23 protein-coding genes are annotated in these 25,881 nt (G+C 71.3%); 13 read left to right on the forward strand and 10 right to left on the reverse strand.

From position 1 onward, the window contains the following. Positions 1 to 30 precede the first annotated feature (30 nt). Positions 31 to 1,932, forward strand: a complete 1,902-nt coding sequence (locus ACFVT5_RS38605) for a DUF2264 domain-containing protein (protein ID WP_389898380.1) — start codon at positions 31 to 33, stop codon at positions 1,930 to 1,932. Between the two features lie 121 nt (positions 1,933 to 2,053). On the opposite strand, the gene ACFVT5_RS38610 is transcribed toward ACFVT5_RS38605, so the two are convergent. From ACFVT5_RS38610 to ACFVT5_RS38620, 3 genes are all read right to left on the reverse strand, one after another. Continuing rightward, on the reverse strand, positions 2,054 to 2,803 hold the full coding sequence (locus tag ACFVT5_RS38610) for an MBL fold metallo-hydrolase (RefSeq protein ID WP_389898142.1): 750 nt from the start codon (positions 2,801 to 2,803) through the stop codon (positions 2,054 to 2,056). A gap of 147 nt (positions 2,804 to 2,950) precedes the next feature. Beyond that, positions 2,951 to 3,469, reverse strand: a complete 519-nt coding sequence (locus ACFVT5_RS38615) for a lytic polysaccharide monooxygenase auxiliary activity family 9 protein (RefSeq protein WP_389898144.1) — start codon at positions 3,467 to 3,469, stop codon at positions 2,951 to 2,953. Between the two features lie 512 nt (positions 3,470 to 3,981). Further along, a complete protein-coding gene (locus ACFVT5_RS38620) occupies positions 3,982 to 4,350 on the reverse strand; it encodes a hypothetical protein (protein WP_389898147.1) in 369 nt (122 codons plus the stop codon). Between the two features lie 411 nt (positions 4,351 to 4,761). Between ACFVT5_RS38620 and ACFVT5_RS38625 the strand changes: the two genes are divergently transcribed. Beyond that, positions 4,762 to 7,143 (forward strand): phosphoketolase, encoded by a 2,382-nt coding sequence (locus ACFVT5_RS38625; protein ID WP_389898150.1) that lies wholly within the window; start codon positions 4,762 to 4,764, stop codon positions 7,141 to 7,143. Positions 7,144 to 7,186: 43 nt separating this feature from the next. On the opposite strand, the gene ACFVT5_RS38630 is transcribed toward ACFVT5_RS38625, so the two are convergent. The 3 genes from ACFVT5_RS38630 to ACFVT5_RS38640 all read right to left on the reverse strand — a co-directional run bounded on the left by ACFVT5_RS38630 (position 7,187) and on the right by ACFVT5_RS38640 (position 10,524). Then, a complete protein-coding gene (locus tag ACFVT5_RS38630) occupies positions 7,187 to 8,941 on the reverse strand; it encodes an ABC transporter ATP-binding protein (RefSeq protein WP_389898382.1) in 1,755 nt (584 codons plus the stop codon). A gap of 149 nt (positions 8,942 to 9,090) precedes the next feature. Continuing rightward, positions 9,091 to 9,531 (reverse strand): OsmC family protein, encoded by a 441-nt coding sequence (locus tag ACFVT5_RS38635; RefSeq protein ID WP_389898152.1) that lies wholly within the window; start codon positions 9,529 to 9,531, stop codon positions 9,091 to 9,093. A 153-nt stretch (positions 9,532 to 9,684) separates the two neighbouring features. After that, positions 9,685 to 10,524, reverse strand: a complete 840-nt coding sequence (locus ACFVT5_RS38640) for a GntR family transcriptional regulator (protein WP_389898154.1) — start codon at positions 10,522 to 10,524, stop codon at positions 9,685 to 9,687. A 304-nt stretch (positions 10,525 to 10,828) separates the two neighbouring features. Here ACFVT5_RS38640 and ACFVT5_RS38645 point away from each other — a divergent pair, with 304 nt between their 5' ends. The 5 genes from ACFVT5_RS38645 to ACFVT5_RS38665 all read left to right on the forward strand — a co-directional run bounded on the left by ACFVT5_RS38645 (position 10,829) and on the right by ACFVT5_RS38665 (position 17,061). Continuing rightward, positions 10,829 to 12,106 carry an extracellular solute-binding protein gene (locus ACFVT5_RS38645; protein ID WP_389898156.1) on the forward strand — a complete coding sequence of 426 codons (1,278 nt, stop codon included), beginning with the start codon at positions 10,829 to 10,831 and terminating at the stop codon, positions 12,104 to 12,106. Positions 12,107 to 12,191: 85 nt separating this feature from the next. Then, positions 12,192 to 13,181 carry a carbohydrate ABC transporter permease gene (locus tag ACFVT5_RS38650; RefSeq protein WP_389898158.1) on the forward strand — a complete coding sequence of 330 codons (990 nt, stop codon included), beginning with the start codon at positions 12,192 to 12,194 and terminating at the stop codon, positions 13,179 to 13,181. Then, positions 13,178 to 14,017 carry a carbohydrate ABC transporter permease gene (locus tag ACFVT5_RS38655; protein WP_389898160.1) on the forward strand — a complete coding sequence of 280 codons (840 nt, stop codon included), beginning with the start codon at positions 13,178 to 13,180 and terminating at the stop codon, positions 14,015 to 14,017. The genes ACFVT5_RS38650 and ACFVT5_RS38655 overlap by 4 nt, the downstream gene beginning before the upstream one ends. A 54-nt stretch (positions 14,018 to 14,071) precedes the next feature. After that, the gene (locus ACFVT5_RS38660; RefSeq protein ID WP_389898163.1) at positions 14,072 to 15,634 is read left to right on the forward strand and encodes a beta-N-acetylhexosaminidase; all 1,563 of its coding nucleotides are present in this window, start codon (positions 14,072 to 14,074) and stop codon (positions 15,632 to 15,634) included. Beyond that, a complete protein-coding gene (locus ACFVT5_RS38665; RefSeq protein ID WP_389898165.1) occupies positions 15,631 to 17,061 on the forward strand; it encodes a cellulose binding domain-containing protein in 1,431 nt (476 codons plus the stop codon). Before ACFVT5_RS38660 ends, ACFVT5_RS38665 begins: the two co-directional genes overlap by 4 nt. A 98-nt stretch (positions 17,062 to 17,159) precedes the next feature. On the opposite strand, the gene ACFVT5_RS38670 is transcribed toward ACFVT5_RS38665, so the two are convergent. Then, a complete protein-coding gene (locus tag ACFVT5_RS38670; protein WP_389898168.1) occupies positions 17,160 to 17,615 on the reverse strand; it encodes a hypothetical protein in 456 nt (151 codons plus the stop codon). Positions 17,616 to 17,879: 264 nt separating this feature from the next. On the opposite strand from ACFVT5_RS38670, the gene ACFVT5_RS38675 reads away from it, so the two are divergent. Next, positions 17,880 to 18,512 carry a hypothetical protein gene (locus ACFVT5_RS38675; RefSeq protein WP_389898170.1) on the forward strand — a complete coding sequence of 211 codons (633 nt, stop codon included), beginning with the start codon at positions 17,880 to 17,882 and terminating at the stop codon, positions 18,510 to 18,512. An 81-nt stretch (positions 18,513 to 18,593) separates the two neighbouring features. Here the strand turns inward: ACFVT5_RS38675 and ACFVT5_RS38680 are convergent, their stop codons facing one another. Next, entirely contained in the window at positions 18,594 to 19,313 is a 720-nt protein-coding gene (locus tag ACFVT5_RS38680) for a hypothetical protein (protein ID WP_389898172.1), read from the reverse strand. Positions 19,314 to 19,498: 185 nt separating this feature from the next. On the opposite strand from ACFVT5_RS38680, the gene ACFVT5_RS38685 reads away from it, so the two are divergent. Beyond that, positions 19,499 to 20,152 (forward strand): hypothetical protein, encoded by a 654-nt coding sequence (locus ACFVT5_RS38685; protein ID WP_389898175.1) that lies wholly within the window; start codon positions 19,499 to 19,501, stop codon positions 20,150 to 20,152. A 37-nt stretch (positions 20,153 to 20,189) separates the two neighbouring features. Here ACFVT5_RS38685 and ACFVT5_RS38690 read toward each other — a convergent pair whose 3' ends face one another. Then, entirely contained in the window at positions 20,190 to 21,695 is a 1,506-nt protein-coding gene (locus ACFVT5_RS38690; protein WP_389898178.1) for a cytochrome P450, read from the reverse strand. Between the two features lie 103 nt (positions 21,696 to 21,798). On the opposite strand from ACFVT5_RS38690, the gene ACFVT5_RS38695 reads away from it, so the two are divergent. Both ACFVT5_RS38695 and ACFVT5_RS38700 read left to right on the forward strand, forming a co-directional pair. Then, positions 21,799 to 22,431 (forward strand): TetR/AcrR family transcriptional regulator, encoded by a 633-nt coding sequence (locus ACFVT5_RS38695; protein ID WP_389898181.1) that lies wholly within the window; start codon positions 21,799 to 21,801, stop codon positions 22,429 to 22,431. Between the two features lie 110 nt (positions 22,432 to 22,541). Beyond that, positions 22,542 to 22,898: a DUF6479 family protein gene (locus tag ACFVT5_RS38700; RefSeq protein WP_389898184.1), complete on the forward strand. Its 357-nt coding sequence runs from the start codon at positions 22,542 to 22,544 to the stop codon at positions 22,896 to 22,898. 117 nt (positions 22,899 to 23,015) lie between these two features. Here the strand turns inward: ACFVT5_RS38700 and ACFVT5_RS38705 are convergent, their stop codons facing one another. Continuing rightward, positions 23,016 to 23,936 carry a pentapeptide repeat-containing protein gene (locus ACFVT5_RS38705; RefSeq protein WP_389898187.1) on the reverse strand — a complete coding sequence of 307 codons (921 nt, stop codon included), beginning with the start codon at positions 23,934 to 23,936 and terminating at the stop codon, positions 23,016 to 23,018. A 281-nt stretch (positions 23,937 to 24,217) separates the two neighbouring features. On the opposite strand from ACFVT5_RS38705, the gene ACFVT5_RS38710 reads away from it, so the two are divergent. After that, on the forward strand, positions 24,218 to 25,039 hold the full coding sequence (locus ACFVT5_RS38710) for a VOC family protein (RefSeq protein ID WP_389898190.1): 822 nt from the start codon (positions 24,218 to 24,220) through the stop codon (positions 25,037 to 25,039). 94 nt (positions 25,040 to 25,133) lie between these two features. Then, the gene (locus tag ACFVT5_RS38715) at positions 25,134 to 25,874 is read left to right on the forward strand and encodes a hypothetical protein (RefSeq protein ID WP_389898193.1); all 741 of its coding nucleotides are present in this window, start codon (positions 25,134 to 25,136) and stop codon (positions 25,872 to 25,874) included. Positions 25,875 to 25,881 lie beyond the last annotated feature (7 nt).

The following is a 25,881-nucleotide window of genomic DNA, read 5'->3' on the forward strand; positions in this document are numbered from 1 at the left end:
GCCATCAGCGGCATCAGCGGTACGAGCGGCATGAGCGTTCCCTTCGAACTCCCCGCCGAGAACCGGGAACTGAGCCCCCGTACCGGATACACCCGCGAGCACTGGGAAGCCGTCGCCGACGGGCTGCTGCGGGCGGCCTGGGCCTGGGCCACGCCGGGCGGCGCCCTCCTCGACCTGCCGGGCCGCCCCTCGCAGTCCGGTGTCCGCTCCGACGGCCTGGAGGGATACGCGCGCACCTTCCTCACCGCCGCCTTCCGCGTCGCCGGAGCCGACGGCAAGGACCCGCACGGCTGGCTCGACCGGTACGCCGAAGGGCTCACCGCGGGCACCCGCACCCCCGGCCGAGACGACACCGAGTCCTGGCCGCACATCCTCGGTCACGACAGCCACGGCCAGCCCATGGTGGAGTCCGCGTCCGTCGCGCTCGGACTGCGGCTCACCGCGCCCTGGCTGTGGGACCGGCTCCCCGCCGAGACACAGGACCGCGCCGAACAGTGGCTGCGCGGCGCGCTCCGGCACAGCCCCTCGCCCAACAACTGGTACCTGTTCCCCTTCACCGTCGCCGGCTTCCTGGAGTCCGTCGGCCGCGGCGACGACGAGACCGCCCGCGCCCGGGAACGCGCCCTCGACCTCATGGAAGGCTGGTACCTGGGCGATGGCTGGTACAGCGACGGCGACGGCCGGGCCTTCGACCACTACAACGGCTGGGCCCTGCACCTCTATCCGACGCTCGACGCCCACCTCGCCCAGGACACCGCTCTGGCCGACCGCTTCGGACCCCGCCTCCGTGCCCATCTGACGGACTTCGCGCCGCTCTTCGGCGCGGACGGCGCGCCGATCCACTTCGGCCGCTCCCTCACCTACCGTTTCGCCGCAGGCGCGGCCGTGGGCCTCGGCGCCGTGACCGGCCACACCCCGCTCACGCCCGGCACCTCACGGCGGCTCGTCAGCGGCACCCTCCGGCACTTCCTCGACCGTGGGTCCGTGGGCCCCGACGGGCTGCTGAGCCTTGGCTGGCACGGCCCGCACCCGCCGACGCTCCAGCGCTACTCCGGCCCGGCGTCCCCGTACTGGGCGTCCAAGGCGTTCGTGTCCCTGCTCGCCCCGGCCGGTCATCCGCTGTGGACGGCGACCGAGGAACCCGCGCCGAGCGAGGACGCGGACCGTGCCGCGGCGATGCCCGTGCCGGGGTTCCTCGCGCAGTCGACCCGGGCGGACGGGATCGTACGGCTGCACAACCACGGCAGTGACCATGTCCGGCCGCAGGAGGGGGAGTCGGCCTCGCAGGACGACCCGCACTACGGCCGACACGCCTACTCCACCCGGACCGGACCCACGTCCGGCGAGAACATCGCCGACAACCAGCTCTCCGTAGAGGTCGGCGGGGTGCGCAGTACGCGCCGCCGGATCCGTCCGCTGGGCGCGGGCCAGGGAGCGGGCTGGGCCTGGGCCGCGTCCTGGCACCGGCCCGTGTTCCCGTCCGGACCGCCGATGGTGCCGGGCCTGCGCGTCGAGAGCGTCACCGTGGTCCGGGGCCGCTACGAGGTACGGGCGCACCGCGTCGTCGGCGCACCGCCGGGGGCCCGGGTCCACCAGACCGGCTGGGCGACCGGGCCCGACGAGGATCTGGTGTCCGGGCTGCACGCGCTCATCGGCTGGACGGACACGACGACCACGCGGGCTCCGCAGGGAACGGCGTTCACCCGCTGGGCCCTCGTACCGGGTCTCACCGCCGACGCCGAGGGCACCACGGTGTTCGCGGCGCTGGCCGTGCTCACCGGTGAACCGGACGCGGCGCCCCTGGCCGACGCGGTGAGCGGGGCGAGTCTCGCGGCGGGCGAGGACGCCGTCGAGGTCCGGTGGGCCGACGACGGATCGACGACCCGGGTCACCTTCGACCCGATCACGGTGCAGCACCGCGGGGCGCCCTGAGCCGTCGGGTCATTTGGTGCGGGTGAGGGGACGGCACGTCGGCGTTCCCTCACCCGTGGTCCGGCACCCAGCTCCCGTGGAAACCGAGCGGCACCCGCCTTTTCGGTTCGTTCGCCGTCGTTCAGGACGCCAATTCACGGGCCCGGCGAGCCGCTTCCGCGACCGGGCCGTGGTGCACGGGGCCGTGGCCCGGCAGCAGCACGTCGGCGGAGAGTTTCTCCAGGACCGCCAGCGACGCCAGGGTGCGCGCGCGGTCGGTGTCGAACATCGGCGGCAGCAACTGCGGACCACGCAGCCGGGACGTCGGATGGCCACTGGTCAGGGCGTCCCCCGAGATCACCAGGCCGGACTCGGGCAGGTGGTACACGCAGTGGCCGCCGGTGTGGCCGGGCGTGTGCACCGGTACGGGCCGGCCCGGCAGGTCCAGCGCACCGGCGGTGGGGAAGGGGCGCGGATCGGCCACCGGGACGTGCGCGGTACCGCCGGAGCGCAGCGCGTGCACCGCCCACGGGAGCACACCCGGCCGCCAGGCGTTGGCCAGCACTTGGGCGGAGGACACCTGGTGAAGGAACTCACGGCGCGCGTGCGGCACTTCGGCCTCGTGCAGATGGACAGGCGTGCCGTATGTACCGCTCAGGTACTGCGCCGAGCCGATGTGGTCGTTGTGCGCGTGCGTGATCAGTACCGCCGTCACCGCCTCGGGGCGGTGGCCGAGCGCCGCCAGCGAGTCGAGCAGCCGCTGCCGGTCGGCGGGGTAGCCGGTGTCGACCAGGGTGACGGCGTCCCCCTCGGCGATGACGACCCAGTTCGTGTCCCCGCCGTGCACCAGATGCACTCCGGCCGCCGCCTGGACCATCGCACCCTTGACCATCGCGCCACCTCGTGAGAACTCTCGACCGATCCGACCCGCGTACCCTCTCACTTCCCGCCCCGCACAGCAGGTCAGGTTTCCGCCTGGATCCACGCCGGGGACGGGCCCGCCCGGTGGGGGGGTGGGCGGGCCCGCGCAGGAGGTCGGTCAGCCGCCGACGTTCACATCGACGCAGGCGTAGAAGGCGTTCACGGTGTCCGCGATGTTCCACACCGCGAGGACCTTCTGCGTGCCGAGCGGCCCGCCGAAGTCCACCTGATGGGTGACGGTCGCACCCGGTTGCGCGCCGTTGTCGTTGAACTCCGCGATCTTCTGGCCACCGGCGTAGTACTGCCAGGTACTGGTGGCATGACGGGCCGTCAACTTCCACTGGAACTGCGTCGAACGGCTCACCGGTGTGACGGCCCAGCCCTTGCCGTCGTCGTCCAGTTCGGCGAACCGGGAGTTGCCGCCGCTGCAACTCGTCAGCCCCTTGGGGCCTTCCACGCTCTGCGGCTCGTACTTGATGTCGCCACAGTTGACCGTGCCCGCGGCGCACTGCGCCTGCCGGCTGGGCGGTGTGGAGATGTACCCGTGGGCACTCGCGGAACCCGTCGGCAGGCCGATGGCGAGGACCGGGGCCAGTGCGGCGCCGATGATCGCGGCCGTCTTCTTCCTGGCGTGCATGAACTCTCCTTCACTCCTGGCTTCCCTGCGGGCGTACGGGAGTTGTGGGGACCCCGGTACGAACAGGTCGGCCACTCAAGGGTGGGGGCCGAGAGGCGCGCGGGTGCGCGGTGCGTCAGTGTGTGCAGACGCGATCAACCGCGTGCATCCGGAAGGGGATTGCTACTTGGACTAGACCATACAGGCGGACGCGAACACGTCAAGGGTCAAGCGGAAGAACGCAGTTGAGGGGCGTGCGAGGTGCGCCCGGGGCGCGCCAAGGCGAGGGGAGGCGGGGGTTCCGGTGTGCCGGACGGCGGGGGAGCGGAACATTCGCGATCGACATGGGTGGCCGACTCATCGATGTCATGGGTCCCACCTGGGACGACTGCGGCCCGCTGCCGCGACCTGCCCCCTGTCGCCCTCACATCCCCCTTGCCCCGGCCCCTCGACCTCGGCCGCTCTACCCCAGCCCTCCGCCCCCCTGCTCCTCCCGCTCCCCCTACGCTCCCGCGCCCCCTCACGCCCCGCGCTCATCCGCTCTTCAGCCGCAGCTGTACGTCCTTCTCCTGGTCGCCCGCCGCCATGCCCTCCTCGGCGACGGTGAACGCGGCGGAGAGGGCCGCGCGCAGCCGGTCGACGGCCTGGTAGCCGCCCTGGACCTCGGCCGTCACCGTGGCGGCCAGCGCCGTCGCGGCGGGAGCCCCCTGGATGGCGGTCGTGTCGAAGGTCGCCGCCCAGATCGACGGGCGTCCGCCGACCACGTCCCGGGGGGCGTCCTCGGCCGCGCGGTCGCAGACGAACACCGACCGCAATACCCGGAAGACCTGGCCCGCGTCGTCCTTGGAACAGTCACTCAGCTCCACCACGACCTCGGCCGCGGGATGTGCCGTCTTGTTCACGATGGATCATCCCTCTCTGAGCCTCCGGATCCGGGGCGGGGGCCTCACCTCCAGGCTGACGCGTGGGGCGCGCGGCGGCGACCCGAGGCGGCCGGAGGAGCGATCGCCACGGCACATCCGTGCTCAGGGACCCCTCCGGCCCCAGGGGTGTCGCACCCGGCGGGCGAGAAGGTGTGCTCACGGTATGAGCCCCCCTGTCCGCGTTGCGCGGGCCGCCCCGTCACGCCAGGGTCGAGGCAGGTGTGCGCCGCCGCACGCCGAGCAGGACTGCAAGCACGGAAACGAAGCACGGAAACCAAGCACGGAAACCAAGCACGGAAACCAAGCAGGGCACGAGCAAGCACGGCACGAAGCGAACAAGCACGGCACGAAGCAAGGACGACAGCCGACGCACCCAGGAGATGAGGCCCCATGCCGGACGTCCCCCCGGCTCCGACCACTCTCACCGACACCGAGGCGACAGCCCTGGACGCGCACTGGCGCGCGGCCAACTATCTCGCCGTCGGTCAGATCTATCTCATGGCCAACCCGCTGCTCACCGAACCACTGCGGCCCGAGCACATCAAACCCCGTCTGCTCGGCCACTGGGGCACCTCACCCGGCCTCAACCTCGTACACACGCATCTCAACCGCGCCATCCGTGACCGTGACCTCGACGCCCTCTGCGTCTGGGGCCCGGGGCACGGGGGACCGGCGGTCCTCGCCAACTCCTGGCTGGAAGGCACGTACACCGAGACCTATCCCGATGTCACCCGGGACGCGGAGGGCATGGGGCGGCTGTTCCAGCAGTTCTCGTTCCCCGGCGGCGTACCCAGCCATGTCGCCCCGGAGACCCCCGGCTCGATCCACGAGGGCGGCGAACTCGGCTACTCCCTGGCGCACGCCTACGGGGCCGCTCTCGACAACCCCGACCTCCTCGTGACCTGTGTGATCGGCGACGGCGAGGCGGAGACCGGACCGCTCGCCACGTCCTGGCACTCCAACAAGTTCCTGGACCCGGTGCGCGACGGAGCCGTCCTGCCGGTCCTCCATCTCAACGGCTACAAGATCGCCAACCCGACCGTCCTGGCCCGTATCGGCGACGCGGAACTCGACGACCTGCTGCGCGGCTACGGACACGAGCCGCTGCACGTCACGGGCGACGACCCGATGGCCGTGCACCACGCGATGGCCACCGCCCTGGACACGGCGCTCGACCGCATCGCCGTCATCCAGCGCCAGGCCAGGGGCGGCGGCGCCACCGAGCGCCCCCGCTGGCCCATGATCGTGCTGCGTACCCCGAAGGGCTGGACGGGTCCCGCCGAGGTCGACGGGCTGCCCGTCGAGAACACCTGGCGGGCCCATCAGGTTCCGCTGTCCGGGGTCCGGGACAACCCCGAGCATCTGCGGCAGCTGGCGGAGTGGCTGCGCTCGTACCGCCCCGAGGAACTCTTCGACTCGGTGGGACGGCCGCGCGGCCAGGTGCTCGCCTGTGTACCCGAGGGCGACCGCAGGCTCGGCGCGAGCCCGCACGCCAACGGCGGACTGCTCCTGCGCGATCTGCCGATCCCCTCGCTCGACCGGTACGCCGTCCCCGTCGACAAACGGGGCACGAGCCTGCACGAACCGACCCGGGTACTCGGCGGGCTGCTCACCGGGATCATGAAGGACACCGCGGAGCGCCGTGACTTCCGGCTCGTCGGCCCCGACGAGACGGCGTCCAACCGGCTGGACGCGGTGTACGAGGTCACCGCCAAGGCGTGGGAGGCCGACTTCCTGTCCACGGATGAGAACCTGGCCCGCGACGGGCGGGTCATGGAAGTGCTGTCGGAGCACCTCTGCCAGGGCTGGCTGGAGGGCTACCTCCTCACCGGCAGGCACGGGCTCTTCTCCAGCTACGAGGCGTTCGCGCACATCGTCGACTCGATGGTCAACCAGCACATCAAGTGGCTCAGGACCTCGCGGCGTCTGGCCTGGCGCCGTCCGATCGCCTCCCTGAACTATCTGCTGACCTCGCACGTCTGGCGTCAGGACCACAACGGCTTCTCGCACCAGGACCCGGGCTTCGTGGACCACGTCCTCAACAAGAGCCCGGAGGTCGTCCGCGTCTATCTGCCGCCGGACGCCAACACCCTCCTGTCGGTCGCCGACCACGCCCTGCGCAGCCGTGACTACGTCAATGTGATCGTGGCGGGCAAGCAGCCCTCCTTCGACTGGCTCACCATGGACGAGGCCCGCGCGCACTGCGCCCGGGGCGCCGGGGTCTGGGAGTGGGCGGGCACCGAGGACGGCAGCGCGGAACCCGACGTGGTGCTCGCCTGCGCGGGCGACGTCCCCACCCAGGAGATCCTCGCCGCCGCCGCTTTGCTCCGGCGCAACCTCCCCGAGCTGGCGGTACGGGTCGTCAACGTCGTCGACATGGCCCGGCTGATGCCTCACGAGGAACACCCGCACGGCATGACCGACTTCGAGTACGACGCCCTGTTCACCCGGGACAAGCCGGTGATCTTCGCGTACCACGGCTATCCGTGGCTGATCCACCGGCTCGCCTACCGGCGGGCGGGGCACGCGCATCTCCATGTGCGGGGCTACAAGGAGGAGGGCACGACGACCACGCCGTTCGACATGGTCGTCCGTAACGACCTCGACCGGTACCGCCTGGTCATGGACGTCATCGACCGGGTCCCCGGGCTCGGTGTGCGCGCGGTCGCCCTGCGCCAGGCGATGGCCGACGTGCATACCCGGCACCACGCCTGGATCCGCGAGCACGGCACGGATCTGCCGGAGGTCGAGGACTGGACCTGGACCGACTGACGACGCGCTCCGACGACGGACCGTTCCGGCCCCGGCACCCCCGTCAGGTGCTGGGCGCCGGGTCGGCCGCCGCCAGGAACTGGGTCGTCGCCAGCTCCGCGTACAGCTCGTCGCCGGCGACCAGTTCGCCGTGCGTGCCCACCGCCCGTACCCGGCCCGTGTCCATGACGACGATGCGGTCCGCGAGGGTGACCGTGGACAGGCGGTGGGCGACGACGAGGACCGTCGTGTCGCGCGCGACATCGGCGACGGTGTCGCGCAGCGCCGCCTCGTTGACGGCGTCGAGCTGGCTGGTGGCCTCGTCCAGGAGCAGCAGCCGGGGACGTCGCAGCAGCGCGCGGGCGATCGCGACGCGCTGCCGCTCACCGCCGGAGAGTTTGGTTCCGCGATGTCCGACGAGCGTTTCGAGACCGTCGGGGAGGCGTTCCACCAGCCCGTCGAGCCGGGTCGTCCGGAGCACGTGCCGCAGCTCCGTTTCGTCCGCCGACGGGTTGCCGAGCAGCAGGTTGTCGCGGAGCGTGCCCGAGAGTACGGGCGCGTCCTGCTCCACGTAGCCGATCGCCGCGCGCAGTCGGGAGACGTCCCAGTCCCGCAGATCCCTGCCGTCGACCACGATGCGTCCCGCCGTCGGCTCGTAGAACCGCTCGATGAGCGAGAACACGGTCGTCTTGCCCGCGCCCGAAGGGCCGACGAACGCTGTCATGCCGCGCGCGGGCACCGTGAACGTCACCCCGTGGTGCACCGGCGGCAGACCGTCCGCGTAGCCGAAGTGGACGGCGTCGAAGGCGAGCGACAAGGGTTCGGCGGCCTGCTCGGGCAGTGCGGCGGGCTCCGCCGGGGGCTCCACGGGCAGCCGCTGGGCCTCCTGGATACGGGCGATCGCCGCCGCCCCCGCCTGGTACTGCGTGACCGCGCCGACGACCTGCTGGATCGGTGACATCAGATAGAACACGTACAGCAGGAAGGCGACCAGGGTGCCGATGCCTATGGCGCCCGTCGCGACCCGGGCGCCGCCCACCGCGAGGACCGTGATGAACGCGACCTGCATGGACAGACCTGCGGTGTTCCCGGCCAGCGCCTCCCACTTGGCGGCCCGTACGCTCTGCCGCCAGGACTCCTCGGCCGCCGCGTGCACCGCCCGCTCCTCGCGGTGCTCGGCACCCGACGCCTTGACGGTGCGCAGGGCCCCGAGCACTCGCTCCAGGGACGTCCCCATCCGGCCGACCGACTCCTGGGCGCTGCGGGTCGCCTTGTTGATGTGGGGCACGATGACGCCGACGACCGCGCCGGCCGCGGCGATCACGGCGGCCGTGACCCCGAGCAGGACCAGGTCGGTCCAGCCCATCATGACCAGCGTCGCGACCAGCGTGAGCCCACCGGTGCCGAGGCCGACCAGGGTGTCGGTGGTGACCCCGCGCAGCAGGGTCGTGTCCGAGGTGACCCGGGCCATCAGATCGCCCGGTTCACTGCGGTCGACGGCGGTGATGCGCAGCCGCAGCAGATACGAGGTGAGCGTGCGGCGGGCGCCGAGCACCACCGACTCGGCGGTGCGGCGCAGGACATAGCCGCCGAGGGAGCCGATCGCCGCGTTCAGCACGACGAGGACCGACATCAATATCAGCGGGCCCGTGATCGCCTCGTCCTTGGACAGGTTCTCGATCAGGGACCGCGCCACCAGCGGCAGCGCGAGGCCGGTCGCCCCCGTGACCAGGGCCAGCAGGGCGCCCGCGAGCAGCGCCCAGCGGTGCGGCCGGGCATAGCCGAACAGCAGCCGCCACGCTGGTTGTTCGTCGGGGATCCGGTCGGGCCCCTCCCGGCTGTCGCCCTTGTCGCCGTCGCCGTCCCGGCCGTTGTGCCGGCCGCCGTTCCGGCCGTCGTGCTCGGCGTCCACGTGATCCCCCCGGTGCTGGAGTGGAGCGGCGGCCGGTCCCCCCGGGGCCGCGCTGGTCAGCCTGCCGCGAAGGCGACCGTCCCGTCCGGGAGTACGGCCTCGACCCTGGCGCCGTGCTCCACCGTCCGGCTGACGGTGCAGTACTTCTCATGGGTCAGGCGCACCCCGCGCTCGAAAACCTTCGCGGCCGTTTCGTCGCCCTCGGGCAGATCAAGTTCATAGGTTACGCGGAGCACCCCCACCCGGCCGTCGTCCTCAGGTCGTGACCTGGACTCGACGACGATCCGGAGCCCGTCGTGCTCGACGGCCCGCGCGGTGCGGTCCACGACGAGTCCGCCGCAACCGCCGAGCGCGGCGAGGAGCAGTTCCACGGGTGTGAACGAGGGCTGCGCGTCGGGGTCGTCGTCGGCGCCGATCCGCACCTCGGCGCCGCGGTCGTTGCGCGCGGTCCAGTTCCGGTAGCCGTTGCGGACGGTTTCGATGCGGTAATCGGCCATGGCGGACGTTCTCCCTCGCTGCTGTCGGACGGCGCCGGATCCCTCATCGGACCCGGCTCACCGAACCGTACTGACCGCTCGCCCCGGGGCCGCGCAGGCCGGACCTCAGATCGGACCTCAGCTCGAACGTCAGGCCGGACCTCAAGCCGGACCTCAGGGCGCCGACTGGATGTCGCCGTGCGTGGACGACGCGATGGGGTCCCGGTGCGCGAAGTCGCCCGGCGGGATACCGGGGTGATGGCCGAGCCGGGGCGCCGGCACCGCGGCCGGCGGGCCCAGCGTGAGCCGCGACACGATGCGGTAGCGGTCGCCGCGGTAGACCGAGTGCACGTACTCGACGGGCCGTCCCTCGGTGTCCGTGGTGAGCCGTTCGAAGAGCAGCGCGGGTGACAGCTCGGGGACGTCGAGGAGTTCGGCCTCCGCCTGGGTGACCACGGTCGGCTCGATCGCCTGCACGGCCTCCTGCACATGGACACCGTGCTGCTCACGCAGATGCTCGTACAGATCGCCGTTCTCCAGCTCCTGGGCGGACAGCTCGGGCACCAGGTCGGCCCTGATGTGCAGATGCTCGATCGCCATGGGGGAGCCGTCGACCAGTCGCAGCCGCGCCACGTAGACGATGTCGGCGGCCGGTGAGATCCGCAGTTTGCGGCCCACGCGGGCGCCGGCCTGGATGGTCGTGAACTCCAGGAGCCGGCTCGACCAGGCCCCCGACGCCTGGGGCACGCTCAGCGTCTGCTGTCCGGAGACCAGCTCCTGGGTGATCTTCTCCGGTGCCACGAACATGCCGCGGCCGTGTTCCCGTACCAGCAGGCCCGCCGCCACCAGTTCGTCCACGGCGGCGCGCAGGGTCGGGCGGGAGACGCCCAGGCGCGCGCAGAGTGTCCGCTCGGACGGGATGGCGTCCCCCGGGCGGTGGGACTCGATGAGTTCGAGGATGAAGTCGCGGACCCGCTCCCGCTTGAGCACCGCCCCTGGTGCGTCGGCGTTCATGCTGTGCCCCCTCTTGCACGGATGTCTCCGACCAGCCGGACCATTCTTTACCAGTTGATAACCAGTTGACTGCCAGTGGACCACAACTGGCCTGCTGGTCAGGGGAAGTGTAACCGCTGTCACCCACCGGCTCACCGCGCCCATACCGGCGGGCGGGGTCAAATCCCTTACGGCGGAGGGTCTTGACGCCCACATTGGTCTATGCCACCTTCAACGACCATCAAGAGGTGAGCTGTCCAGTGGGCTGCGCTGGTCAGGTGGTTTGGTCCTGTCTTCTCTGGTCCTGTCTTCTCCGAGGTGAACCGTGAAGCTCCGCTTGCTCGCCGGTGTGTCCGTGCTCCTGATGACCGCCGGACTCAGTGCCTGTAGTTCCTCCGACTCCTCGTCCGGCGCGGCCGGCGACGGCGAGGGCGGGAAGACCACCATCGACGTCTGGCTGATGCGCGACAGCGTCTCGGACGCGTTCCAGAAGGAGTTCGTACGGGGCTTCGAGGACGCGCACCCCGACATCCGCGTCAAGGTGCAGATCCAGGAGTGGGACGGCATCGGACAGAAGGTCACGGCGGCCCTGGCCAGCAATGACGCACCCGATGTCATCGAGGCCGGCAACACCCAGGTCGCCCAGTTCGCGCAGAGCGGCGGCCTGCTCGACCTCAGCGACAAGGTCGCCGAACTCGACGGCGAGAACTGGCTGAAGGGCCTCGCCGAGCCGGGGTCCTACGAGGGCAAGCAGTACGGCATCCCGTACTACGCGGCCAACCGCGTCGTCGTCTACCGCACCGACCTCTTCGAGAAGGCCGGCGTGGACGCGAGCGCCATCAAGACCCGTGACCAGTGGATCGCGGCGACTCGGAAGCTCAACAAGGGTGCCACACAGGGTATTTATCTGCCGGGCCAGAACTGGTACGCCCTGTCCGGCTTCATCTGGGACGAGGGCGGTGACCTCGCCACCGAGTCCGGCGGCACCTGGAAGGGAGCCCTCGACACCCCCGAGGCGATCCGCGGCGTCGAGTTCTACAAGAAGCTCCAGGCGCTCGGCAAGGGACCCAAGGACTCCGACGAGGCCCAGCCCCCGCAGGGAGAGGTGATGGCCAAGGGGCAGGTCGCGCAGATCATCTCCGCGCCGGGCGGCGCGAACCTGATCGCGCAGAACAACCCCGACCTCAAGGACAAGCTGGGCTTCTTCCCGATCCCGGGCAAGACCGCCGGCACACCGGGCGCCGTCTTCACCGGCGGCTCCGACCTCGTCGTGCCCACCGTCGCCAAGCACCACGACGCCGCGCTCACCTTCATCAAGGAACTCACCGGTGAGACCTGGCAGAAGAAGCTCGCCCTCGCCATGAGCTACGTCCCCAACCGGACGACGCTAGCCGACGCCGTCGCCTCCAACCCGGGCGCCGCCGCCATGGCCGTGGGAGCGGCCAACGGACACGCCACGCCCAACACCCCGGGCTGGGCCGCCGTCGAGGCCGAGAACCCCATCAAGGACTACCTGACCGCCGTACTCACCGGGGGCGACGCCCAGGCGGAGGCGGCCAAGGCGTCCGCCGACATCACCCGGGCCATGAAGACGGGTTCCTGACCGGACACCCCGGGCGACCCGAAACCCGATCCCCGAAACCCGGTCCCCGAAGCCCCGTCCCCGAAACCCCGGAAGGAGGAGCGCCGTGTCGGTCATCCGCGAGCGGACCGCGCCCCGCCCCCTCAGCCACCGCCCGCCCCGGCGCTCCCCGGGCGCCGAGGGACCCCGACGCACGGCGACGACCGACGGCCGCACCCCCTGGCCGTACCTCCTGATCGCACCCGCCGTCCTCGGCATGCTCTATCTGCTCGTCTACCCGCTGGTCCGCGCCGTGGTGATCTCGCTCCAGCGGTTCGGACTGCGGGAACTGGTCCTCGGCAAGGCGGAGTTCGTCGGCCTGGACAACTACCGGACCCTGCTGTCCGACCCGCGCTTCTGGGAGGTCGTCCGCCGCACGTTCCTCTTCATGGCGATCAACGTGGTCCTGATCATGGCGCTGTCCACCCTGGTCGCCCTGATGATCGAACGCCTGCGCAGGGTCGGCCGTACCGTCGTCCTCAGCGCCCTCGTCCTGGCCTGGGCGATGCCCGTGGTGGCGGCGACCACGGTCTTCCAGTGGCTGTTCCACTCCGAGTTCGGCATCGTCAACAAGGCGCTGACCGGCCTCGGCCTGGAGTCCTTCGACCGCTATCCATGGTTCGCGCACGGTCCGGCCGCCTTCGCCATCCTGGTCCTCCTGATCGTCTGGCAGTCGGTGCCGTTCGCCGCCGTCACGATCTACTCGGCCCTGACCACCGTGCCCGCCGAGCTGTACGAGTCGGCGCGGCTCGACGGCGCGGGCGGCACCCGGATCTTCCGCTCGATCACATTCCCGATGGTCCGGCCGATCTTCATGCTCGTCCTGTCGCTCGAAGTCATCTGGACCTTCAAGGCGTTCGTACAGATCTGGGTGATGACCCGCGGCGGTCCCGGCGACGCCACCACCATCCTGCCCGTGTACGCGGTCCAGACGGCCCTCTCCGGCCAGCGCTACGACCTGGGCTCCGCCGCGTCCATGGTCACCGTCGTCCTGATGTCCGGCGTGCTGGTCCTCTACTTCCGCCAGATGTTCCGCCAGGAGGCCGAGCAGCGATGAAGCCGATCCGCCACCGTCTGCGCCGACTTCCGCTGAACGCCGCCGCCGTCGTCACGGTCGTCGTCTGTCTCTTCCCCGTCTACTGGATGATCTCCACATCCTTCAAGCCGTCCCGCGACATCCAGTCCGACAGCCCCCGACTCGTGCCACAGACCTGGACCCTCGACCACTTCCGCAGAGCCGTGGACGCCGACGGCTTCGGACTGTTCTGGCGCAACAGCGTCCTCGTCACCCTCAGCGCGGTCCTCCTCGCGCTGCTCGTCGCGCTCGGCGCCGCCTTCGCCGTCGCCCGGATGCGCTGGAGGGGCCGGCGGCAGTTCATGCTGATGGTCTTCATCGCGCAGATGGCGCCCTGGGAGTCCCTGATCATCCCGATCTACATCATCTCCAGGGACACCGACATGCTCGACCGGCTGCCGACGCTGACCCTGGTCTACTTCATGATCACGCTGCCGTTCACCATCGTGGTGCTGCGCGGCTTCATCGCCACCATTCCGCCCGAACTGGAGGAGTCCGCGCAGGTCGACGGCTGCACCCGGCTCGGCGCCTTCCGGCACATCGCGTTCCCCCTGCTCGCCCCTGGCCTCATGGCGACCTCGCTGTTCGGCTACATCACCGCCTGGAACGAGTTCGCCTACGCCAACTTCCTCATCATCAAACAGCAGGACAACCGGACGCTGCCCGTGTGGCTGTCGTCCTTCCAGAACACCTTCGGCACCGACTGGGGCGCCACCATGGCCGCCTCCACCCTCTTCGCCCTTCCGGCCCTGGTGGTGTTCCTGCTGCTCCAGCGCCATGTGACCGCCGGCTTCGCCGCCGGCGCCGTCAAGGGCTGACGACCACGGACCCCCCGGGCCGAACCGCACGCGACCCGTCACGGAGGCCGACCTGTGCCCGCACACCGACCCGAACCCGCCCTCGTACCCCGCCCCACCAAGGCGGCCTTTCGCTCCGGTCACTTCACCTTCGACCGCACCACCACCCTCCGCGTCGACCCGGGCGCCGAACCCGCCGCCGACCTGCTGCGCACCCTCCTCGCCCCGGCGACAGGGCTGCCCCTGCGCCCGTCCCCGGAAGGACAGGTGGTGTTCGCCCTCGATGCCCAGCTCAGCGGTCTCGGCGAGGAGGGCTACGGACTCACCGTCGGGCCGCACGCCGTCCTCCTGCGGGCCGGACACCCCACCGGACTGCTGCGCGGTGTCCAGACGATCCGTCAACTCCTGCCCCCCGAAGCCCTGTCCGACCGCCCCCGGCGCCCCGGCCGCTGGCAGGTGCCGTGCGCCGAGATCACCGACATACCCCGCCACCCGTGGCGCGGCGCGATGCTCGACGTCGCCCGGCACTTCCAGCCGGTCTCCTTCCTGCGCCGGTACGTCGACCTGCTCGCGCTGCACAAGCTGAACGTGCTCCACCTCCATCTCACCGACGACCAGGGCTGGCGCATGCCCGTCGCCGCCTACCCCCGGCTCACCGAGATCGGCGGGCACCGGGCCGAGTCGATGGTCGGCCCGGCCGGCAGCGACACCTACGACGGCATCCCGCACGGCGGCTCCTACACGCGCGCCGAACTCGTCGACCTGGTCGCCTACGCCCAGGCCCGTGGCGTCACCGTCATGCCGGAGATAGAGATGCCGGGCCATGTACGCGCCGCCCTCGCCGCCTACCCCGAACTCGGCTCGAACCCCGACCGTCAACTCGACGTATGGACCCGGTGGGGCGTGTGCGACACCGTCCTCGCGGTCCACCGGGACCATGTACTCGACTTCTGCACCACCGTGCTCGGCGAGGTCATGGACGTGTTCCCGTCCCCGTACATCCACGTCGGCGGCGACGAGTGCCCGACCACCGAGTGGACCCGGAGCCCGGCCGCCCGCGCACGGGCCGCCGCCGAAGGACTCCCGAACCCCGAGGCGCTGCACGGCTGGTTCCTCGGCCGGATCGGCGCCTTCCTCACCGCGCACGGCCGGCGTCCCACCGGCTGGGCCGAGAGCGGCGGCGAACTGCCCGACGACTTCACCGTCATCACCTGGCGCGAACCCGCCCACGCGCTGCGCGCCGTCCGCCGCGGCCACGCCGTCGTCAGCGCCCACTACCGCGCCACCTATCTCGACTACGCCCAGTCCGACGACCCCGGCGAGCCCCCCGCCCAGCCCGGAGCCGTCGTCGACCTGCGGGCCGTCCACGCCCATGACCCGGTCGCGGACGACCTCCGGACCACGGCGTCCGCGCAGGTGCTCGGCGCCCAGGCCCAGCTCTGGACCGAGTTCGTCAGCACGCCCGCCCACGTCGAATACCTCACCTACCCCCGGTTGTGCGCACTCGCCGACCGGACCTGGACCGGTCCCACGGACTGGTCCGACTTCCTGGCACGACTCGGCCCCCACACGGACCGACTCGACGCACTCGGCGTCCGTCACCGTCCATCCCACCGTTCCGGAGAGGAAGCATCATGAGCAGGATCCCCCCGAGCAGGCTGCGCACCGCGGTCGCCACCGCCGTCGCGGTGACCCTGGGCGCCGCGGGACTCGCGGCGCTCCCGGGCACCGCGAACGCCGCCGCGGACGGCCTCGCCGTCCAGTACCGCACCAGCGCGTCCGGCGCCACGGCCGACCAGTCGGAGCCCTGGCTGAAGGTCCGCAACACCAGTGCCGCGGCGGTACCGCTCGCGAACGTCAAGGTCCGTTACTACTTCAAGGCCGACTCGGCGAGCACCGACTACCGCTTCGCCTGTTCCTGGGCGGTCAAGGGCTGCGCCAACATCACCGGCACCTTCGGCACCCTCGCCCACCCGACCGCCACCGCCGACCGCTATCTGGAGATCGCCTTCACCTCGGGCGCCGGCTCCCTCGCCCCGGGCGCCGACACCGGGGACATGCAACTCCGCTTCCACCGCGCCGACTGGCAGACCCTGCGGCAGAGCGACGACTACTCCTTCGGCGCCAACCAGACGTCGTACGCGGACTGGTCGAAGGTCACCGCCCTGCTCTCCGGCAGCCAGGTGTGGGGCACCGCACCCGAGGGCAACACACCGACCGACCCGCCCACCGACCCCCCGACCGACCCGCCCACCGGCGGCGCCACCCTGTTCGACGACTTCAACTACAGCAACTCGGGCGACCCGGCGATCTCGGCGCACGGCTGGAGCGTGCGCTCCAACTCCGGCGGCCCCGGGGTGCCCGGCGCCACCTGGGCCCCGGAGAACGTCACCTTCGCCACCACCGGCGGCAACTCCATCATGAACATGGAGACCTCGACGGCGGGCACCGGCGCGAGCACCAAGCAGACCGAAGTGCTCACCAAGGCGATGAAGTTCAAGAACGGCACCTACGCGGCCCGCGTGAAGTTCAACGACGCCCCGAAGTCGGGCCCGGACGGCGACCACCTGGTGCAGACGTTCTTCACCATCAACGACCTCAAGGCCCCGATGGCCGACGACTACTCCGAGTACGACTTCGAGTACCTCCCCAACGGCGGCTGGGGCGAGTCGTCGAACATCCTCTACACGACGTCCTGGGAGACGTACAACCCGGACCCGTGGCAGGCGGTCAACCAGCACACCGAGTCCCGCCAGAGCTACGCCGGATGGCACGACCTCGTGCTCACCATCGACAACAGCACCATCAAGTACTACGTCGACGGACAGCTCTTCGGCACCCATGACGCCGCGTATCTGCCGGAGCGTCCGATGTCCATCAACTTCAACCAGTGGCTGATCGACCTCGCGGGCCAGACCAGCACCACGCCGCGCGCGTACGACCAGCAGGTCGACTATGTCCTGCACGTCAAGGACCAGGTCCTCACGCCCGCGCAGGTCACCGCGAAGATCGGCGCCTACCGCTCGGCGGGCACGACGTTCGAGGACACGGTGCCGGGCGTCTGACCCGTCCCGTACGACCGGCGCCCGTACGACCGGCGCCCGTACGACCGAGCGGGGCGGAGACCGTGACGGCCTCCGCCCCGCTCGCCGGGTGCCGGGGGTCAGCTTGTGGTGGCCCCTTCGGGTACCGGCGAGCTGACCCAGGTGTTGGAGTTCCCGTCCGCCGGGAGCCAGCGCAGCCGCAGTTGGCGGTGTGCCGTCTCGCCGGACATCCGGGTCGTCGTCCCCTTGGTGCCGCACTGCATGCCGAGCACCTGCCCGCGCGGTGACTGCCAGGTCCCGGGCGCGGTGCCGTCGTCGGCCTGGAGCACCACACATCCGCGCCGGTCCGTCAGCTTGGTGACATCGGCCGTCACCAGGGTCCCGCCGTCCGCCGTCGGCCGCGTCGCGATCGTCGCCGCGCCGGTCTTCTCGATGTCGGCGACGACCAGACGCACCGGCTCCCGCTCCACATCCGGTCCCACGGCCACCGCAGGCCCCGCCGCGACCAGGGCGGACGCCACCGCTCCCAGCAGAATCGGCGCCAGCGCCACCGTCACGACATCACGTACCCGCATGTCGACCTCCTTCTGTGCCGGCCACCGCCGTCCGGTGGCCGTTCGCCCTGGTCAACCGGGTCGGCCCGGACGGCGGCACGCGGCGAACGGGTGAGCCGCCGGGCGTCGTGGGCCACCCGCGTCAACCTCTGTAGGCCAATCCCCTGACACCACGGAGATTCTGCTTAATGGCCATGAAATGCGGTGATATCGGGCCATGTGGCTCCAGGGCTTCGCCGGGCACGACCGAGCGTGGCCGGCCCTGTGGCCGGAGAGGACAGGCATATGCTCCGCATACGCACCGCAGCGCTGCTCACCACGGGCGCTGCCTCGCTGGCCGTACTGGGCGCCCCGGGCGCGGTGGCGGCCACCGGTGAGATCAGCGGCGCGAGCGCCGCCGTGACACCGGCGGTCGTCGCTCCCGGCGGTACCTTCACGCTGACCGTCGACTGCTCCGCCCTCGCCAAGCCGGTGGTGAGCACCGGCAACGGACAGGGCCTCGAAGCGCCGGTGACCCTGTCGTCCATCGGCGCCGGCAGATACCGGGGCATCGGCCGCCTCGCCCCCAATCTCGGCAACGCGACCGCCGTCGGCATCAACGGCAACTGCGGGTCGACGGGCAGCCAGTGGTCGGCCGGCCTCATCGTCTCCTCGTTCGCGACGAGGACCCCCACCCCCACCCCCACCGTGACGCGCGCACCGGCCGTCGGCCCCACGCGCGCCCCGGCCGTCAAGCCCGCACTCACGCCGGATCCCGCGCTCTCCACGACGGCCGGAGCGGTACGAGGCGGCCTGGGCGGAGCGTTCGGCGACCATCCCAACGGGACCGACATCGCCATCGGCTCCGGCCTCGTCGCCGCCGGACTGGCGACGGCCTATATCGTCCTGCGCCGCCGCACCCGCGCGCATCGCCACTGAACCGACCGGCGCCATGCCCCTCGTACGGTCGCGCCCCGGGTCCCAGGGACCCGGGGCGTCGTACGTGCCACCCTGGCGCGCTCAGTCCGAGGTACGGCGGCGTACCGCGAAGTAGACGCCGGAGCCCAGGGAGCCCGCCACCAGGGCGCTGCCCAGGGTGAGTTGGACCGGCCCGATCTCACCGATGCCTCCGCCGCTGCCGGCCTGCACGCCCTTGCGCTCGGACGGACCGAAGCGCTCCGACTCCCTGCGGTGCTCCGACTCGTTCCGGTGGCCCGGCTCCTGGCGATGGCCCGGCTCTTTCTGACGGTCCAGCTCCGTCTGACGGTCGGGCTCCCTCTGACGTTCGGGCTCTTTCTGGCGGTCGGGCTCCTTCTGCTGCTCGGGCCGGCGTTCCGCCGAGGGGTCCTTCTGCTGGTCCGGCCGGTGGTCCGCGCTCTCGGGGCCCTTGCCCACCTGGCCGCGACCGTCGTCCGCGATGGTCACCTGCACGGTCTTCGACCGGCCGTCACAGGTGAAGGTCACCTCGTGCCGGGCGGCCGGCTTGGCGTCCGGGGACACCCTTGTCCGCGTCTCACGTCCCTCGTTGAGTTCCGCGTGGTCGAAGACGCCCGAGTCGACGGTGACCTCCGGTACCTGGCAGCCGCGTGAGGTGAGCGTGACCGTGTCGCCCGGTCGCACCGTGGCCGGTTCCACGCCCACCTGCCACGACTCGTCGTCGGCCGACGCTGCCGGGGCGGTCACGGCCACCCATGCCACGGCGGCCACCGCGGCCCCCGACGCCCGTACGATCGCCCGCATCACACCACTTCCCGTCCGCTTCGCGCAGGTCCTTGCTGTGTGGACGCTAGGAGCGGGTGAACGGGGGCGCCGCTGGGCAAGGGCCATACGGGCGGCCGGCCCTGCCGTTCGGGCCAACCGGGGTGGCGTCCCGCTGAGTACCCGTACTCAGGTCCCGCGCGGGCCCGACCGGACATACTCACTCCATGACTTCACGAGGACGCCTGACCCTGGCGACAGCCGCGTTGGTCTCCGTACCGCTCGCGCTCACGGGCTGCGCCGACACGGGCCGGACCACGGACGCGTCGGGGACGGTGGCGGGTTCGGCCACGCCGCCTCAGGGAGGCGCCACCTCGGCATCGGAGGAAGGCGCGACCCCGGCATCGGACGCATCGGACACATCCGAGAAGGGGACGACCTCGGCACCGAAGCGGAAGGCGTCCTGCCCGGAGGCGACCGCGAGCACGGCGAGCGCGGACCCCGGCGCCACCACCGGCGAGCAGGGCGGCGACGCCAACCCCAAGTACGCCGAGAACCACGCCTTCCGTCAGACCCTCCCTCTCTCCGGCGACGCCCTGTGCACGGCCGCTGAGGAGACCCGCCGCGTGAAGAAGGCCCTGGAGGGGCTCGCCGGGACCCGGGAGGCGACGGTGGCCCAGGTCAGGACCGCCCTCACGGGCCTCGGCTACGACGCGTCCGCCGTCACCGCGAGCAGTTTCGGAACCGGCCTGATCAGTTACGTCGTCGACTTGCGCCCGGTCTGTGTCGAGGGCTCGCTCGGCAGCACCCAGGTGACGGCCGAGGCGCACGGCGTGTACATGGAGGGCACGGGCTGCCAGGAACCGGCGGGCGGCCACTGACCACCGCCGAGCCGCAGGGGCTCGGACGCTCCAACGCTCAGGACGACGGCGCGCGGCGGCCCAGGCCGAGCGTCAGACCGGCCGGCATCAGCGTCAGCCGCTCGGTGACCCGCAGACGGTACGCGGGATCGGCGGTCAGGTCGTAGCGGCGCAGCAGCAGACCGAGGACCAGTGTCGCCTCGTGCAGCGCGAACTGGCGGCCGATGCACGCCCGCGCGCCCGTACCCCACGGCTTGAAGGCGTGGGCGGGGCGGGACCGTACGGCGGCGGGCGTGAAGCGCTCGGGGTCGAAGGACTCCGGGTCGTCGCCCCACACGGACCGGTCCCGGTGCAGCATGATCGTCAGCACCAGCGCCCAGGCACCCTGGTTCATCGGATGGACGCCGGACAGCGTCGTGTCCTGCCGGGCCTCGCGCGCGAAGGCGGGCGCGGTCGGCCACAGCCGCAGCGACTCGTCGAGCACCCTGCGGACGTACCGCAACTTCGCGACCTGGTCGTACGCGGGCCGTGGCGTGTCGCCCCACACCTGGTCGACCTCGGCCCGCGCGCGGGCGGCGACCTCCGGGTGCAGTGCGAGGTAGTGCAGCGCGAACGACAGCGCCCCGGAGGTCGTCTCATGCCCCGCGACCAGGAACGTGATCACCTGTCGGCGAATGTTCTCGGGGGACAGGCGCTCACCCGTGACGGGGTGCGCGGTGTCCAGCATCCGGTCGAGCAGATCACCGGAACCACCGCCCTCGCGGGGCGCCGCACGCCGTGAGGCGATCACCTCGTCGACGATCCGGTTGAGATACGCGATGTCGTCGGCGTTGCGCCGGGCCGCGCCGCGCAGGATCAGCGGGGTCAGGGGAGTGGGCACGGCGTTGCGCCGCTGCGCGAACGACAGGGTGCCGACCATCGCCGTGACGAAGGGGTGCGGCCGGGACCGTTCGAAGGACCCGAAGTCATGGCCGAAACCGGTACGGGCGATCGTCTCCAGGGTCAGCTTGGTCATGTCGCCGGGCACATCGACCCGCGCGCCCGCCGACTCCCGCTCGTCCCAGTGCGCCGTCAGACGCTCGGCGACGTCCAGCATCAGCGGGTGGTAGCCCGCCATCGCCTCACGGCTGAAACCGGGCGCGAGCACATCGTGCGCCAACTGCCAGTTGGGCTCGTGGTTGTACGCGGTGAACAGACCGTCGCCCGCGACGGGACGGAGATTGGCTACCCCGAGCCCGACATGCTTGGCGAAACGCGACTCGTCCGCCAGCTCGGCCACCGGCTCCGCGCCCCACACGAAGACGATCTCCTTGCCGAACGCCTTCCGCCGGAAGACGGGACCCAGCTGCCGCGCGAACTTCATCGAGTCCTGCACCGGCGTCCGCACATGCGAGCCCAGCGCGTCGCCGAGCAGCGGCAGCCGGTGCGGGGGATGCGGGATACGGCGCAGCTCCGGCCAGCCCAGCTCCGCGCTGCGGAACCCCTTGTCGGTCCCGTCGGCCCCGTCCGTGTCCTTGGTCCCGTCGGCCCTCGCACCGCCGACCGTCCCCGTCGTGCCCGCCATCCGCGCCATCTCCCCAGTCGTTGTTGTACGCGGGTTCAACAGTGCTCCCAGTCTGATCCCGTTATTGAACTCACGTCAAGTAACGTGCAGTAGGGTGCGCAACATGGCCGGGAAACAGGGGGAGCGCACCACTCAGCCGGGGGAGCGCGGCACGCGGAAACGGCTGAGCACCGAGGAGCGCCGGGAACAGTTGCTGTCCGCCGGCGCGAGCCTCTTCGCGCAGCACCCGTACGACGATGTGTGGATCGAGCAGGTCGCCGAGATCGCCGGAGTCTCCCGAGGACTCCTGTACCACTATTTTCCCACCAAACGGGACTTCTTCGCCGCCGTCGTGGAACGCGAGAGCGCCCGCATGCTGCGCCTGACGGCCGCCGAACCCGGGGTGCCCGTGCGGGAGCAGATCCGCACCGGCCTCGACGTCTTCCTCGACTACGCGCACACCCACGCGCACGGCTTCCGCGCCTTCCACCGCGCCGCCGCCACCGGGGACCCCTTGGTGCGGGACGTCTACCGCGCGGGACTCGCCGCCCATGAACGGCAGATCCTCGACGCCCTCGCGGCGGACCCGGAGTCCGCGCGCATCACCCGGGACCCGGTCACCCTGCGGATCGCGGTACGGGGCTGGCTCGCCTTCATGGTCGCGGTCTGCCTGGACTGGCTCGACGCACCGGACCTCTCGCGCGAACAGCTACGGGACCTCTGCGCGAGGGCACTGCTGGGCGCGATCGAGCCTTAGCGGTGCCTTAGCGGTGCCTTGGTGGGGGTGCCGATGCGGAGTGGGGCGAACTGGTCGGTCCGGGAGGGACTGCACCGCCGAATACGGGGTATTCAGGTGGTATGACCGGAATGAGTGCACACCTGGTCCTGGCCTCCACGGAGGGGCTGCTTGTCATCGGCCCGTTCATCATCGGGGCGGTCCTGGTGGTGGCCCTGATCTGGATCGTCTGGCTGGGCATCAGGATGCGCAGCGCGGAACCCGGACCGCCGAGCGCTGACGAGCAACCGCACCTTCCCGATACGGGTGCGGTTCACGAGGTCAGTGAGCGGCGCGAGCCGGACGAGGTGCCGCCGGAGGGTAGCGGCCTCAATCCCTACCAGCTCCACGGGAACCTCCCGAACAAACGGAGCGAGGACCAGCGGCGCAGGCGCTGGACCCCGGGCCACGGAGGCTCCTTCGGGAGTGGCGGAGCGGGCGGGATGTAGCGGACCCGCCCGGCCCGCACGGTGCGCCGCGAGCGCCGGAGAGGACCCGCGGTGAGGGGGAAGAACGCCCCGAACGGCGCGAGCCCCCCGCTCTCCCGACGACTCCGACTCGTCCGATTACCTCGGCTTACGGCGAGCCCGTGGGCGCCGTTGTTTCTGGGGCCGGGGTGTGGTGTCCGGGCTCCAGTGGAGCGGGCGCGTGAAGGGCGCCGGTATCCGCGTCGCCGCGTCACCTTTCGCCGCGGTCAGTTGCGGCTGGGTCAGGAACAGGCAGCTCCTGAGGTCCGCCCCGCTCAGGTCGGCGCCCCGGAAGTCGACCCCGATCACATCCGCGAGCCGGAGATCGGCCCCCTTGAGGTCGGCGCCGACGAGCCGCGCCCCCCGAAGGTTCGCGCCCCGCAGATCGGCGCCCGCCAGTCTCGCCCCGATGAGATCCGCGCCCCGGTGATTCCGGCGGCCCGGGACCTCGGCCCGTACCAGCTCACTGGCCCGCAGCAGCAGCGCGCTCACCTCGTCACGGAGCGTCGGCACATCGACGTCGGTCAGGCTCTCGGCGGTGCCCCTGGTCAGGCGCTCGACCCCGTCCAGGGTCTGCCGGAGTTCTCCGTACAGGGGCCGGGCGGCCGGCAGTGTCAGTGCCTCGGTGAGGTGGCGGAGCAGTTCGTGGAGCTGGCGCATCACCGGGAACACGTCGAACATCTGTCGGGCGGTCCCGGGATTCCGTCGCCAGTCGCGCCCGCCGAATGTCACCTGCGCGACCTTCTGCCCGGCACCGAAGCAGTCGAAGACCGTGCAGCCGGTGAACCCCTTCTCGCGCAGATCCGTGTGGATCCCACAGCCGAAGTCCGCGCGCAGATGACCGCAGGGCTTCCCGGCCGGCTTGTCCACCGCGAAGTCGGACGAGGCGGCGAAAGGCAGGGCCACACAGCACAGGCCGAAGCAGTTGGCGCAGTCGGCCCGCAGCGGGTCGGGATCGCCCGAACGGGTGGAGGCTGAACCTTCGGTCGAGGGTGAGGCTTCGTGCTCTGAAGGCGACAACGCGCGATCTCTCCTGCCAAGGGGCGGGCACGGCCGGTCGCCGGGCCCCGGTCCGTCGAACCGCCCCCATTCTCCCCGACAGGGTCACCCGCCCGGTCCCGCCCGCCAAGGGCCCCGTACCGGAAGATCCTGACCCGGAAGGGCACGTGCGAAAGCGGGTAAATGCTGTCAATGTGGTGGTGTGCCTCCTGTCTCCGTCGAGCCACGGCGGGCGTCGACAGAGGTGAGCGCGCCCCGGCGACTGTCCGTGGTGCCTTCCCACGAGGGAGACACGGCCTGCGATGGACAAGGAAACGTCAGCGGCGGACACCGCCGCACAGTCGATCACGACCGACGCCGTCTTCGGTGCGCCGTGCTGGGTCAGTCTGATGGCGCGCGACCTGGAGGCCGCGCAGGCGTTCTACGGCGCCGTACTCGGCTGGAAGTTCCGCAAGGGCCCGCTCGGCGACGACTTCAGCGTGGCATCGCGCGACGGCGTACCCGTGGCGGGCATCAGCTCGCTGGCCACGGCCCTCCAGGTCGCGGTGGCCTGGACCCCGTACTTCGCCGTCGCCGACGCGGACGTCACGGCGGCCCGCATCCGGGAGCGCAGCGGCACCATCGCCGTCGGCCCCATCGCGCTCGCCTCGGGCCGCGGTGTGCTGGCCGCCGACCGGGACGGAGCCACCTTCGGTATCTGGGAGGGCCGCCTCTACGTGGGCTGGGACGTCTGGCACAAGGAGGCGCCCGCCTGGCTGCGACTGCGCACCCGCAGCGCCTTCGATGCGGCGATCTTCTACGGCGAGGTCCTGGAGTGGGCCTGTGAGCGCCCCGGCGGTTGCGAGGTCGGCTACGAGGACGACGAGGTCGTGCTGCGCAGCGGCGGCCATGTCGTGGCGCGGCTCAGCTCCGGCGCCCTGGAGGCCGCCGTCGATCCGACCATCCGGCCCCGCTGGCAGGTGTACTTCCCCGTGCCCGACGTGGAGTTCTGCGTTCAGGCCGCACTCGACAGCGGCGGCTCGCTGGTCCTACGGGAAGTGACCGCGCTCGGCGTTCCGGAGGCCACCCTCCGCGACCCCGACGGGGGACTCTTCACCGTCACGAGGGGCAACCCCCGCAGGTGAACCCCGGGGCCGGTGCCCGGCCGCCCCGGCCTCTTCGCCGTCTCGCGGGGTCGTCCGGCTGGCCCGGTGGGGCAAGGGTGGCGACGATGGACGTGTGTACGGCAGCTGGTGGTATCGCAACATCGTCGAACCGGGCAAGCTCCCGCTGCTGCTCGCCCTGGTCGCGTTCGTCGTCACCTTTGTGCTGACCCGGGTGATCACCCGGATGATCCGCGCGGGGAAGGGCCCCTTCCGCAATGTCACGCCGGGTGGGATGCACGTCCACCACGTGGTGCCGGGCATCGTGTTGATGGTCGTCGGCGGATTCGCCGTCATCGCCGGCGGCAACCAGGGCTTCGGCTCGGGATTCGCCGCCGTCCTCTTCGGCGCCGGTACCGGCCTGGTGCTGGACGAGTTCGCGCTGGTCCTGCACTTGAGCGATGTGTACTGGACCAGGGAGGGCACGAAGAGCGTCGAGATCGTCCTGATCACGATGGCGCTGGCGGCCCTGCTCCTGGCCGGCTTCTCACCGTTCGGGGTCGACGGGCTGAGCAGCGCCGAACTGCACGACCGTCTCAACGTCACCTTCACGGTCGCCGTGAACCTGCTGTTCGCCCTCATCGCGCTGTTCAAGGGCAAGGCCCGCATGGCGGTCCTCGGTGTCCTGGTGCCCTTCGTCGCCCTGTTCGGAGCGGTTCGCCTGGCCCGGCCCGCGTCACCCTGGGCCAGACGGTTCTACCGCCGCCGCCCCAAGGCACGCGCCCGCTCCAGGAAACGCGCCTACCACCACGACCGGCGCTGGGCCCGGCTGCGTCAGCGGGTCACGGACCTCATCGGCGGTGCCCCGACCCACTGACCCACTC

The sequence above is a fragment of the Streptomyces sp. NPDC058001 genome (assembly GCF_042886315.1).
Classification (GTDB): Bacteria; Actinomycetota; Actinomycetes; order Streptomycetales; family Streptomycetaceae; genus Streptomyces.